At 61.3% G+C, this 12,693-nt stretch carries 13 protein-coding genes; 8 read left to right on the top strand and 5 right to left on the bottom strand.

Annotation, left to right across the window (positions count from 1 at the left end; all coding sequences use genetic code 11):
- The first annotated feature begins 39 nt into the window (after positions 1 to 39).
- From atuD to ppnP, 5 genes are all read left to right on the top strand, one after another.
- Positions 40 to 1,197 carry a citronellyl-CoA dehydrogenase gene (gene atuD / locus AC0IYN_RS19370; RefSeq protein WP_406597614.1) on the top strand — a complete coding sequence of 386 codons (1,158 nt, stop codon included), beginning with the start codon at positions 40 to 42 and terminating at the stop codon, positions 1,195 to 1,197.
- Entirely contained in the window at positions 1,194 to 1,955 is a 762-nt protein-coding gene (locus AC0IYN_RS19365) for an enoyl-CoA hydratase/isomerase family protein (protein WP_406597613.1), read from the top strand. Before atuD ends, AC0IYN_RS19365 begins: the two co-directional genes overlap by 4 nt.
- Positions 1,956 to 2,331: 376 nt before the next feature.
- The gene (locus AC0IYN_RS19360; protein ID WP_471842591.1) at positions 2,332 to 4,215 is read left to right on the top strand and encodes an acetyl/propionyl/methylcrotonyl-CoA carboxylase subunit alpha; all 1,884 of its coding nucleotides are present in this window, start codon (positions 2,332 to 2,334) and stop codon (positions 4,213 to 4,215) included.
- A 73-nt stretch (positions 4,216 to 4,288) separates the two neighbouring features.
- Positions 4,289 to 4,831: a 3'-5' exonuclease gene (locus tag AC0IYN_RS19355; protein WP_078049594.1), complete on the top strand. Its 543-nt coding sequence runs from the start codon at positions 4,289 to 4,291 to the stop codon at positions 4,829 to 4,831.
- A gap of 180 nt (positions 4,832 to 5,011) precedes the next feature.
- Positions 5,012 to 5,296, top strand: coding sequence for a pyrimidine/purine nucleoside phosphorylase (ppnP, locus tag AC0IYN_RS19350; RefSeq protein ID WP_406599995.1), 285 nt, complete (start codon positions 5,012 to 5,014; stop codon positions 5,294 to 5,296).
- 65 nt (positions 5,297 to 5,361) lie between these two features.
- Here ppnP and AC0IYN_RS19345 read toward each other — a convergent pair whose 3' ends face one another.
- Positions 5,362 to 6,168, bottom strand: a complete 807-nt coding sequence (locus AC0IYN_RS19345) for an MOSC domain-containing protein (RefSeq protein WP_406599994.1) — start codon at positions 6,166 to 6,168, stop codon at positions 5,362 to 5,364.
- A 39-nt stretch (positions 6,169 to 6,207) separates the two neighbouring features.
- Positions 6,208 to 7,143: a chemotaxis protein CheV gene (locus AC0IYN_RS19340; RefSeq protein ID WP_458375712.1), complete on the bottom strand. Its 936-nt coding sequence runs from the start codon at positions 7,141 to 7,143 to the stop codon at positions 6,208 to 6,210.
- A 540-nt stretch (positions 7,144 to 7,683) separates the two neighbouring features.
- Between AC0IYN_RS19340 and AC0IYN_RS19335 the strand changes: the two genes are divergently transcribed.
- The 3 genes from AC0IYN_RS19335 to AC0IYN_RS19325 all read left to right on the top strand — a co-directional run bounded on the left by AC0IYN_RS19335 (position 7,684) and on the right by AC0IYN_RS19325 (position 10,054).
- Positions 7,684 to 8,133, top strand: coding sequence for a hypothetical protein (locus AC0IYN_RS19335; RefSeq protein ID WP_406599992.1), 450 nt, complete (start codon positions 7,684 to 7,686; stop codon positions 8,131 to 8,133).
- A gap of 371 nt (positions 8,134 to 8,504) precedes the next feature.
- A complete protein-coding gene (locus AC0IYN_RS19330; RefSeq protein ID WP_406599998.1) occupies positions 8,505 to 9,398 on the top strand; it encodes a sensor histidine kinase in 894 nt (297 codons plus the stop codon).
- Positions 9,395 to 10,054 carry a response regulator gene (locus tag AC0IYN_RS19325; RefSeq protein ID WP_406599991.1) on the top strand — a complete coding sequence of 220 codons (660 nt, stop codon included), beginning with the start codon at positions 9,395 to 9,397 and terminating at the stop codon, positions 10,052 to 10,054. The genes AC0IYN_RS19330 and AC0IYN_RS19325 overlap by 4 nt, the downstream gene beginning before the upstream one ends.
- Here AC0IYN_RS19325 and yegS read toward each other — a convergent pair.
- The 3 genes from yegS to AC0IYN_RS19310 form a co-directional block, all read right to left on the bottom strand.
- Positions 10,013 to 10,933, bottom strand: coding sequence for a lipid kinase YegS (yegS, locus tag AC0IYN_RS19320; protein WP_406599990.1), 921 nt, complete (start codon positions 10,931 to 10,933; stop codon positions 10,013 to 10,015). The genes AC0IYN_RS19325 and yegS overlap by 42 nt on opposite strands.
- 883 nt (positions 10,934 to 11,816) lie before the next feature.
- A complete protein-coding gene (locus tag AC0IYN_RS19315; RefSeq protein WP_368946369.1) occupies positions 11,817 to 12,209 on the bottom strand; it encodes a DUF2802 domain-containing protein in 393 nt (130 codons plus the stop codon).
- Positions 12,210 to 12,692 carry a chemotaxis protein CheW gene (locus tag AC0IYN_RS19310; protein WP_010564003.1) on the bottom strand — a complete coding sequence of 161 codons (483 nt, stop codon included), beginning with the start codon at positions 12,690 to 12,692 and terminating at the stop codon, positions 12,210 to 12,212.
- Position 12,693: the final 1 nt, after the last annotated feature.

The raw sequence follows: 12,693 nt of genomic DNA, 5'->3' as shown, positions 1-12,693 counted from the left end.
CCCGAGACGCTCCGCGTCGCGATAAGGAGCACAGTAAAAATGATCTTTACCCAGGAACACCAGGAACTGCGCCGCACCGTCCGCGCCTTCGTCGACCGCGAGATCAACCCCCATGTCGACGAGTGGGAAAAGGCCGGGCGCTTCCCCATCCACGAGATCTTCCGCAAGGCCGGCGACCTCGGCCTGCTGGGCATTTCCAAGCCGGAGCAATTCGGTGGAATGGGCCTGGACTACAGCTATTCCATCGTCGCCGCCGAAGAGTTCGGCAGCATCCGCTGCGGCGGCATTCCCATGTCGATCGGCGTGCAGACCGACATGTGCACCCCCGCCCTCGCCCGCTTCGGCTCCGATGAACTGCGCGATGAATTCCTGCGCCCGGCCATCAGCGGCGAGCAGGTCGGCTGCATCGGTGTTTCGGAAACCGGCGCCGGCTCCGACGTGGCCGGGCTGAAAACCCACGCGCGCAAGGACGGTGACGACTACGTGATCAACGGCAGCAAAATGTGGATCACCAACTCGCCCAGCGCCGACTTCATCTGCCTGCTGGCCAACACCTCCGACGACAAGCCGCACATCAACAAGTCGCTGATCATGGTGCCGATGAACACCCCCGGCATCAGTGTCAGCCCACCTCTGGAAAAGCTCGGCATGCACAGTTCCGAGACCGCCCAGGTGTTCTTCGACGGCGTGCGCGTGCCGCAGCGCAACCGCATTGGCCACGAAGGCGCGGGGTTCATGATGCAGATGCTGCAGTTCCAGGAAGAACGCCTGTTTGGCGCGGCCAACATGATCAAGGGCTTGGAGCATTGCATCGACAGCACCATCGAGTACTGCAAGGAACGCCATACCTTCGGCAAGGCGCTGATCGACAACCAGGTGATTCACTTCCGCCTGGCCGAACTGTCCACCGAAATCGAATGCCTGCGCGCGCTGGTCTACCAGGCCACCGAGCAATACATCAAAGGCCAGGACGTGACCCGCCTGGCCTCCATGGCCAAGCTCAAGGCCGGCCGCCTGGGCCGCGAAGTCAGCGACAGTTGCCTGCAATACTGGGGCGGCATGGGCTTCATGTGGGACAACCCGGTAGCACGCGCCTATCGCGACGTGCGCCTGGTCTCGATCGGCGGCGGCGCCGACGAAATCATGCTGGGCATCATCTGCAAACTGATGGGCACCTTGCCGGGGAAAAAGCCATGAACACCCTGCTGCTCGAACCCCATAACGGCGTGCTGCACATCACCCTGAACCGCCCGGAATGCCGCAATGCGATGAGCCTGGCAATGGTCAATGAACTGCGCAGCGTGCTGGCGCAGCTGGACAGCCAGACGCGGGCCGTGGTGATCAGCGGCGCGGGCGGGCACTTTTGCGCCGGGGCGGACGTGAAAGACCTGGTCACCGCGGGCGATCAACTCCAGGCGCTGAACCGGGCGTTTGGCACTTTGCTGCAGGCAGTGGAAGCCGTGCCGCAAGTGGTGATCGTGGTGCTGCAAGGCGCGGTGCTGGGCGGCGGTTTTGGCCTGGCGTGCGTGAGCGATATCGCCATCGCCGATCACCAGGCGCAATTCGGCCTGCCGGAAACCAGCCTGGGCTTGTTGCCGGCGCAGATAGCACCGTTTGTGGTCAAGCGCATCGGGCTGACCCAGGCACGCCGCTTGGCACTGACCGCCGCGCGCTTTGATGGCGTAGAGGCCGAGCGACTGGGGGTCGTGCACTTTACCGAGCGCGATCCGCAGGCGCTGGCAGAACGATTGGATGAAGTATTGGGCCAGGTACTGAAGTGTGCGCCAGGCGCCAATGCTCGGACCAAAGCGCTGCTGCTTGCGAGTGTGGATGAACCGCTTGAGGCAGTACTGGATCGAGGAGCGCAGTGGTTTGCCGAGGCCGTGAGGAGTGAGGAAGGGATTGAGGGGACGCAGGCGTTTGTGCAGAAGCGGAAACCGAAGTGGTGCAGATGACGCCTTCGCGGGCAAGCCCGCTCCCACATTTTTGACCTCGTACGACGCACAAAAAAGGTCGGCTTTCAGGCCGCCTCGCTTTTGATCTGGCTTTTGATCTGGAGCGCCCCGTCAAACACGCTGGCCGAACGCAGGCTTGAATCCGTGGGTAACCCGGCAGGACGCCGGGTTAGCCGCGCTGGGCCAAGGATGGCCCATCGCGGCGGCCCACGGATTCAAGCCGGAGTGAGGGCACACCGAGCCTAGGCGAGGTGCCGAGTGTTGGGGCGAAGGCCTTTTGGTTACTTTTGGGCCTTTCCAAAAGTGACCCGCTGTAAGAGCGGAACCGCCAGCAGCCGTTACCGCAGAAATGGATATGTACCCGAGGACCGCAGCAATGCCGCAGCTAACAAAAATCCTGATCGCCAACCGCGGCGAAATCGCCTGCCGCATTCAGCGCACTGCCCAGGCCTTGGGCTATCGCACCGTGGCCATCTACAGCGACGCCGACGCCCAGGCCCTGCATGTTCAAATGGCTGACGAAGCCGTGCACATCGGTCCGGCCCCTGTCCAACAGTCCTATCTCAATATCGCAGCAATTCTGGAGGCAGCGCGCAAAACAAGCGCCGACGCCATCCACCCCGGCTACGGCTTCCTCTCCGAAAACCCCGACTTCGCCCGCGCCTGCCAACACGCCGGCCTCACCTTCATCGGCCCCAGCGTCGAGGCCATCGAACTGATGGGCAGCAAACGCCTGTCCAAACTCGCCATGCTCGAAGCCGGCGTCCCCTGCATCGCCGGCTACCAAGGCAGCGCCCAGGACGACACCACCCTGCAACAGGAGGCCGACCGCATCGGCTACCCCCTGATGATCAAGGCCAGCGCCGGCGGCGGCGGTCGCGGCATGCGCCTCGTACACCAATCGAAAGACCTGCTGGACAACCTGCACACCGCCCGCTCGGAAGCCAAAAACGCCTTCGGCAGCGACGAACTGATCCTCGAACACGCCCTGATCGACCCGCGCCACGTCGAAATACAGCTGTTCGGCGACAGCCACGGCCACCTCATTTACCTCGGTGAGCGCGACTGCTCGATCCAGCGCCGCCACCAGAAAGTCATCGAAGAAGCCCCCTGCCCTGTCATGACGCCCGAGCTGCGCCAAGCCATGGGCGAAGCTGCTTTGAAGGCCGGACGTGCGGTGAACTACGTCGGCGCCGGCACCGTGGAATTCCTGCTCGACCGCCACGGTCGGTTCTACTTCCTGGAAATGAACACGCGCCTGCAAGTGGAACACCCAGTGACCGAACTGATCACCGGCCTCGACCTGGTGGACTGGCAACTGCAGATCGCCGCCGGCCAACCGCTGCCGTTGACGCAGGCCGACGTCACCCTCAGCGGCCACGCCATGGAAGTGCGCTTGTACGCGGAAGACCCGAGCCAAGGCTTCCTGCCGCAAACCGGCGATGTGTTGCGCTGGGACCCAGCCACTGGCGTGCGTATCGACCATGGCGTAATGGAAGGCCAACGCATCAGCCCGTTCTACGACCCGATGCTGGGCAAGATCATCGCCCATGGCGCCACTCGCGAAGAGGCGCGACGCAAATTGCTCCGGGCTGTGGAAGACACGGTACTGCTGGGGGTCGCGACCAACCAGCCGCTGCTGGTGGATTTGCTCAAGCATCCGGACTTTGTCGGCGGCGATTTCAGTACCGGGTTTATCGCTGAGCGCTTCCGCGAAATCCCGCCCCTGACGCCATCAACAGAACAGCTGGCCCTGGCCGCCGCGCTGTTTTACCAGCACAGTGCCAACCAGCACCCCCAAGGTTTGGCGGGATGGCGCAACAACGCCAGCGCGCCTTGCACCTATCGCCTGGAGGTCAACGGGAACATCCATACCGTCAGTGCTGAGCCACTGCAACTCACCATCGACGGTCGCCACGTCACTCTGGTGTTCAATGGCATCCGGCGCCGCACCGCCTATCACCTCGACGCCCATCAGTTGTGGCTGCCCGGCCTCAAGGTGATCAACCGCACCCAGCAAGTCGCCAGCCGCCAGGCCAATGCCAGCAGCGGCACGGTCAAGGCGCCGATGGACGGTGCAATCGTCGATGTGCGGGTCAGCGCCGGCGACAGCGTCACCAAAGGCCAACTGCTGCTGGTGCTCGAAGCCATGAAAATGGAGCATCCGCTGACGGCCGGTATCGACGGCGTGATCAAAGGCGTGCAAGTGATTGCCGGTGATCAGGTGCGCAATCGTCAGGTTTTACTGGAGATCGTCTAGCCCCTAGGCGGAACTACAGGGCCGGGCTACGCTCTATCCCCAACAGAAAGGGAAGAGAACGGGAACCTGCGCGATGCCTCATTGGCTGATTATTGACCTTGAAGCCACAACGGATGAAGGCGGCTGGCCCGTGACGGAGATGGAAGTCATCGAGATCGGCGCGAGCCTGGTGAACCGCCAAGGCCGCGAGCTGGATCACTTCCAACGCTTTGTGCGACCGCTGCGCCGGCCATTGCTGACGCCCTTTTGTCGCCAACTGACCCACATTACCCAAGCAAACATCGATACCGCCGCGCCGATCACCGAGGTGTGGCCGTTGTTCGAACGCTGGCTGGGCCAGCATCAGGCGCGCCTGGAAGGTTGGGCGAGTTGGGGCGATTACGATCGCAAGCAGCTGGAGTTGGAGTGGCAGCGTCATGGCCTGGCCAGCGCACTCGCCCAGACACCCCATGTGAACCTCAAGCAGCGCTTCGCCAAGGCCCGGCGCCTGGACAAGCCCCTGGGGCTCAACGGCGCCCTACAATTGGCGGGGATGCAGTTCCATGGCCAGCAGCATCGGGCGCTGGAGGATGCACGCAACACCGCGCGCTTGCTGCCGCTGATTCTGCCGGTCTAGGCAGCTCCCCAAGGCTTGGGCATACTGGCCGACCTTTTTCCGTAATCTGCATTCCCTGTAGGAACCGGCTTGCCGGCGATGAGGCCCGCATGCCGTGCATCGCACAAGCGAATGCCATCGCCGGCAAGCCGGCGCCTGCAGAGTGCGTGAAGCCTTTACTCACTTTTCGAGGATTCGCCCATGTTCAAAGTCAACGAGTACTTCGACGGCACCGTCAAGTCGATCGCTTTCGGCACCGCAGAAGGTCCTGCGACCATCGGCGTCATGGCCCCCGGCGAATACGAGTTCGGCACCGCCCAGCGTGAAATCATGCACGTGGTGTCCGGCGCCCTGACCGTCAAGCTGCCTGACGCCAGCGAGTGGGAAACCTTCGCCGCCGGCAGCCAGTTCAACGTCCCGGCCAACAGCAAGTTCGAGCTGAAGGTCGCCGTGGACACCGCTTACCTGTGCGAATACCGCGGCTAAGGGTCAGCCACAGGCAAAAAAAAGCCCGTCTCGCAGGAGACGGGCTTTTTTATGGGCGCGGGAAATTACTCAAGAATCGTCACCGGCATCCCGACTTCCAGGCGACCCACGCCATCGTTGACCAGGTTTTGGCCGAACATCGCGCCATTGTCAGTCTTGCGGTAGGCCTCCAGCGTCGCGAAGGGTTCGCGGTCGGCGCTGCGTTCGCCGGTCTGCGGGTCGATGGTGGTGAGGATGCAGCGCGAGCACTGCTTGACCGCTCGAAACTCCACATCACCGATGCGCAGGCGTTTCCAGCCGTCCTCGGCAAAAGCTTCGCCGCCTTCGATCACCAGGTTGGGACGAAAACGCAGCATTTCCATGGGCCGGCCAATGCGTTTCGACAGGTCATCCAGTGAGGCCTGGCCGATCACCAGCAGCGGGTAGCCGTCGGCGAACCCAACTTGATCGTCATCGTTGCCATAACCGGCTTCGGTGGTGCGGGCACGTTCGAGAGGGATCTGCACCAGGCGCGTTGGTTTGCCGATAAAGGCACTGACCCAGGCCGCGGCCTCGTCGCCGGCGTCGGGCACACGCAAGGTGTCGCGCCAGATGGTCACACCGCGCAATTGGGCGTCGCTACCAGGCAACGCCACGTCCAACGGCGTGTAGCCTGGCGAACTCAGGGTGAGCCCGCCATGGCTGTTCCACAGGGCCGAGAGTTGGCTCATCTTGGCCACTGCACGCTGCGTGAGGAAACGCCCGCTGGCCTCATCCACCAGCATCCAGCGTCGATCGCCGTCCACCCCAAGCTTGTCCAGGCCGACCTGCTGCAGGATTTCGGCCTTGCCGGACTTCAAGGGGTAACGGTACAACGCGCTGAGACGAAGCATGGGCCTGCATTCCTGAGGGGCAAAGCCGTCACCCTAAGGTCAAGAGGGCACTTCGTCCAGCATCAGACGCTGACGCACCACATCCACCAGCTTGTCGGGCTGGAATTTGGACAGGAAGTTGTCGCAGCCGACCTTCTTCACCATCGAATCGTTGAAACTGCCCGACAGCGAGGTGTGCAGTACCACATACAGTTTGCGCAGGCGCGGGTCGTTGCGGATCTCGGTGGTGAGGCGGTAGCCGTCCATTTCAGGCATTTCGGCATCGGTGAAGATCATCAGCAGCTTGTCGGTCATCACCTGGCCACTGTCGGCCCAGGCCTTGAGCATGTTCAGTGCCTTGAGGCCGTCGCTGGCAATGTGCATCTTCACGCCCAGTTGGCCGAGGGTGTCGCGCAGTTGCGAGAGCGCCACGTTGGAGTCATCCACCAGCAGCACTTCACGGTCACGGGCGCGCTCCAGCACCGGGTCTTCGAGTTTCTCGCGGGAAACCTTGGCGTTGTACGGCACAATTTCGGCCAAGACTTTTTCCACGTCGATGATTTCCACCAACTGGTCGTCGACCTTGCTGATGGCCGTGAGGTAATGCTGGCGACCGGCGCTGGTCGGCGGCGGCAGGATAGCTTCCCAGTTCATGTTGACGATGCGGTCCACACCGCCCACCAGGAACGCCTGCACCGAGCGGTTGTACTCGGTGACGATAATGGTGCTGTTAGGGCCCGGCACCAGCGGGCGCATGCCGATGGCCTGGGACAGGTCGATCACCGGCAGGGTCTGGCCCCGCAGGTTGACCACGCCGCAGACGAAAGGATGGCGCTGCGGCATCAAGGTCAGCTTGGGCAGTTGCAGGACTTCCTGCACCTTGAACACGTTGATCGCGAACAGCTGGCGCCCAAACAGGCGGAACATGAGGATCTCCAGGCGATTCTCACCCACCAGCTGTGTGCGTTGATCTACCGTGTCGAGAATGCCGGCCATTAAAAGCTCCTGTTGCGCTGAGGAATTGTGCGGTTCACATAAGCCTGGTTATCGGCGGCGAACGCCAGACCTTGACCCTGGTAAAATGCCACGTAAATTCATTGATGTCACACTGACATCATGGTTTACTGCGCAGGCCTCTCCAGATGGCGGTACAGCGACGTTGCGCGACATCCAATTCGACGCGAGGTTCCGCTATGTAAGGGATTCCCCTAGGCACAATCAGGCCCAACCTGATATTCGCAATATCTAATAGCCATTAATGTGACGCCATTCTCAATGCATGAATGGAGTCAGGCTTTTGTTTGCCATCCCAAGCCCTCGGCCCACGGGCCTTCCAGACATACAAGTGTCTGCCATTGAAGGTGTGCAACTGACCCCGCTCATGAGGGCAGCGCACCGCCGTTGCCGTCACACTAATAGACGTCCTACTGAAAACTCAGAAGCGACCTACAGATCACAGTCATATTTCAGCGTTACTTTTAAGCCATTCACCCGGTGCGACATCTCATCACCCGACCTTATGTTGTGGAGACTTGCATGATGAACAGCGCAAATGAATGGCAGACCACACTTCCCGAGTTTTTGTTGGAAGCAGAAAAGCTACTGGTCAAGTCGGAAGAGTGCTTGAGCCATCTGCAGCTGATTCGCGACGACAACGATGCCATCGACTGCATGAAGTCCAGCCTGGCCAAACTGGCTGAGAAGGCCGACAGCCTGGCCCTGCAGGCGATCAGCGAGTTTTCCCGGCATATCCAGTACCTGATCGCCAACGCCGCCAACCCCATGCAACTGCATGACCAGGCGCTGGATGCGTTGCATGCGTGCCTGACTCTGCTGGCATGGCAACTGGAACTGATCGATACCCGTACCGGCGAACTGAGTATGGATGAGAGTGAGCAGGCGACATTGATTGCAACGGTTACGCTGCAGATTCCACAGAAAGACTTCAGTTATAAACCCCAGCAGCGCCTGCATCACACGTCTTGAGTGAATGTCCATGTCGTGTTTAAGCTGAAGTTGCCTGAAAACGACTCACCCGATTAATCGAGTTGAATTGAATCGCGCGGGCAAAGATATCAATTAGCCATTAACGGTAATAACGATACAACCTTACAGAAATAATATAACTTCCCCCACTTCATAAACTCTGGGAATACCGCCCGGAGCATTTGCGCGGTTAATAATCCCGCCAGGCACGGCACCAGGCGACCAACGGTAACAGTGGTGGTACTATGCCCCGCTCGAAGTGACTCAACTTCATCATGCATAAAAACGATTCGATAACGCATTCCACACAGAGCCCAGTCAGCCGCCGTGACCGGACTTCCCGCAGCGAACCTTCATTGGCTCCATCCGCTATGTACGCCAGTCTCAAGCCCCTCATCGCCAGGTTCGCGTCCCGCAGCAATGCACGCCGTCTGATCCTTGCCCTGTGCCTTGCTTCGCTGCTGCTCGGCCTGTGGGCCTACACCCGTTCCGAGCCGCTGCCACTGCTGGTGATCGTGCTCAACCTGGCCACCCTGGTGGTGGTCGGCCTGCAACAATGGCGTTCGCGCAAGTCCATCAAGTTCCAACCCCAGGAGCTGGCCGACCGCCTGCTGCAAGTGCAGGAAAACGAACGCCACCGCCTCAGCCGCGAACTGCATGACGATATCGGCCAACTGCTCACCGCCGCCAAGCTGCAAAGCGAATGGCTCAAGCGCCGCCTGCCCGAAGACCTGCAAAGCCAATGCACAGTGCTGTGCAATACCCTGAATGAAACCCTGGCCAAGGTGCGCGACGTTTCCGCCATCCTCAACCCTCGCCAGTTGGCCAGCTTGGGCCTGGAAGCCAGCCTGCGCGCGCACCTGCTCAAGACCCTGGAAAACACCCCGATTCACTGGAGCCTGGAATGCCAGCAACGGCTGACCGGCATCCCGGAAGAAATGGCCGTGGCGGCCTTTCGCATCACTCAGGAAGCCGTGACCAACATGCTGCGCCACGCCCAGGCGCGCAACCTGCTGGTACGCCTGCAACGCCTGCCCGAGGGCCTGTCGCTGATTATCTGCGATGACGGCCAGGGTTTTTCGCCAGCCATCAACCCAGGCCTGGAAGGCCAACGGGGCATGGCCGGCATGTCCGAGCGGATTGATCAGCTTGGCGGTTCATTATCCGTCAGCAGCCAGCCAGGCAAAGGGACACGGATCGAAGCGCTTTTCCCCTGGGCGCCGCGCGCCCTCGAACGGGCCAGTTCCCCTAAGGTTCTCGAGTGACCTGCAAATTACTCCTAGTGGATGACCATGCACTGATCCGGGCCGGCGTTCGCGCGCTGGTCCAGGACATTCCCGGCTACACGGTGGTCGGCGAAGCCAGCGATGGCGCGCAGTTGCTGGAGCAGTTCAGCACCCTGCTGCCGGATATCGTGTTGTTGGACTTGTCGATGAAACACACCGGCGGCCTGGATGCCTTGCAGCAACTCAAGCGCGCCTACCCCAAGAGCAAAGTGCTGATCCTGTCGATGCACACCGACCCGGAGCTGATCATGTGCGCGCTGGAGTCCGGCGCCCATGGCTACCTGCTCAAGGACACCACCGCCAACGAGCTGGAACACGCACTGCTGGCCTTGCGCAACAACGAACGCTACCTGAGCCCGGCAATTGCCCACACCGTGATCAACCAGGCGCTGGTGCGCAGCCAGGGCCCCACCACCCCCGCCGGCCACAGCCACAACCTCACGGCGCGGCAGTTGGAGATACTGCGCCTGATCGTGCGCGGCAAGTCCACGCGGGAAATCGCCCATGGCCTGGGCCTGAGCATCAAGACCGTGGAAGCCCACCGCTCGCAGATCATGAAGCGCCTGCAGATTTTCGACGTGGCGGGCCTGGTGCTATTCGCGGTGCGCGAGCAGATCATCAGCCTGGACGACTAACGGCGAATCCACCGGCAGGTGCACGCGCAAGGCCTGGGGCAAGGCTTCGAAGTGCAGGTCATCGCCCTCCAGCGGCTCGCCATCGAGGTTGATATACAGGCCTTGCGCGACCTTGATATTCACCCACGGCAGGCGCGCGCGGACAAACATGGTGTCCAGGCCCCAGCCGTTGTTCATCAACTCGCGCAATGTACCGACCACTTCCTGGGGCGCGGGCAGGATGCTGATATCCAGCAAACCATCATCGGCCATGGCGCCTGGACAGAGCTCATGCCCACCGCCTGCCTGGCGACCGTTGCCGATCCCCAGGGCGAGCAGCTCGCCTTTCCAATGGAAATCCGGGCCATCCAGCTCGGCGTAGGCGGCCTTTAACTCGCTGAACCGCGTCAACCCCGTGAACAGGTAGGCGGCGCCACCCAGGACTTTCTTCAAGTCTTCTGAAGTGTTGGCGGTGACTTGACTGCCGAAGCCGCCGGTGGCCATGTTGAGGAAGATCTGCCCGCCGACTTGGCCGAGGTCGATCGCCCTTGGCGGCACGTCCAGCAGCGCCAGGGCCTGGGCGGGCTCCAGTGGCACGCCAGCGGCCTTGGCGAAATCGTTCGCGGTGCCCAGGGGCATCAGCACCAGGCTGGCGTCGGTCTTGGCCTGGGCCATGGCTTCGGCCACATCGCGCAGGGTGCCGTCGCCGCCACCGGCGATGATGTGGGTGTAGCCGTCAGTGAGGGCTTCGTTGACCAGGCGCTGGGCGTCGCCGCCTTCCCAGGTGACCCGCACTGCCAACTCTCCACCCAGCTCGCGCCGGGCCTTCACGGCAGCGCGCACGTCCTCGTTGAGGGCTTGCTTGCCGTGGAGGATCAACAGGGCTTTGGGGGTGATCATTGCGGGAATCTCCTGATTCAAGGGTGCTTGGAGGATGTGGACCTTGGGCGGGGAGAGAAAAGCCATTGGATGGGAAAAAAATTGGATGATTGAGTGCATATCCGTTTTTTGGGTAACGGCGGGTATTGGTTCCGCCCTTACGGCGGGTCACTTTGGAAAAGAGCCGGAATGCCGGCCCAGCCCAAAGTAACCAAAGGGCTCTTGCCCCAACACTCGGCACCTCGCTCACGCTCGGTGTGCCCGTAATCCGACAGGTATTTGGGGGGCCGCCGCCACGCGCCATCCATGGCGCGGGGCAGCTAAACCGGCATCCCTGCCGGTTTACCCCCCAAATCCCTGTCGAATTCCGGCCAGCGTGTTTGACGGGGCGCCTAAGATCAAGATCAAAAGCAAGAGCACAGCGGCCTGACAGCCGGCTTGAGTGGTGTAGAGTAAAGGCAAAGGCAAACGCGGTCCCGTAGGAGCCGGCTTGCCGGCGATGGTCTTCAACGATGACGCGGGGGAACCAGGCAAAACGCGGCGGTCTCACGTTTTTCGCCGGCAAGCCGGCTCCTACAATGGACCGCGTATCCACGATGCGAAGCGAGTCGCTCTTGATCTTGATTTTGATCTTAGGCGCCCCGTTAAACACGCTGGCCGAACGCAGGCTTTGGAGCGTGGGTAACCCGGCAGGACGCCGGGTTAGCCGCGCTGGGCCAAGGATGGCCCATCGCGGCGGCCCACGCTCCAAAGCCGGAGTGAGGGCACACCGAGCCTAAGCGAGGTGCCGAGTGTTGGGGCAAGAGCGTTTTGCTTACTTTTGCGCTTTTCAAAAGTGAGCCGCCGTAAGGGCGGAACCAATACCAGCCGTCACCGCAGCAACGGATATGCACTCAAAACCCAATCAACTCTTATGCAACTTACTCATCAACTGCGCCTCAGCCTGAGTCAACCCACACGACTGAGTAAGCTCATCCACCGTAGCCCCCATCCCCACCAACTTCGCCGCCTGCGCAAACGAAAGGCTCGACGGATCCCGCTGCTCAATCTGCGCCAGCTTGTCGGGCAACGGCGCAAGAATGGCGCGCAGTTCATGCACCTCATCCCCGACCTTCACTGCACTCTGCTGGTAATGATCAACCCGCTTGACCAACTCCAGAATGCGCCGGTCACGCACCGCATCACGCTCGGCCTGCTGCAGGAACAATTCGCGCTGCTGGCGCACATAGCGCAGCAGGAATGCCAGGGTCCCGGCCCACAACAGGGCCAGGACAATCACCGCGGCCTCAAGGAACAATCAGATGCTCTCCAGTTCCGACCATTCTTCTTCGCTCATCATCTTGTCCAGCTCAACCAGAATCAGCAGTTCGCCGTTCTTGTTGCATACGCCCTGGATGAACTTGGCGGACTCTTCGTTACCCACATTCGGTGCGGTTTCCACTTCCGATTGGCGCAGGTACACCACTTCCGCCACGCTATCGACCATGATCCCGACCACTTGCTTGTCGGCTTCGATGATCACGATACGCGTGTTGTCGTTGACCTCAGTCGGTACCAGGCCAAAACGCTGGCGGGTGTCGATCACCGTCACCACGTTGCCGCGCAGGTTGATGATGCCCAGCACATAGCTCGGCGCACCCGGTACCGGGGCGATTTCGGTGTAGCGCAGCACTTCCTGCACGCGCATCACGTTAATGCCATAGGACTCGTTGTCCAGTTTGAAGGTAACCCATTGCAGGATCGGATCATCCAAACCTTGTGCGGACGCTGACTTATTCATA

This window comes from Pseudomonas sp. AC112 (genome assembly GCF_979253545.1).
Note: the sequence above shows the minus strand (reverse complement) of the source record. Positions and strands in the feature narration are given on the sequence as shown.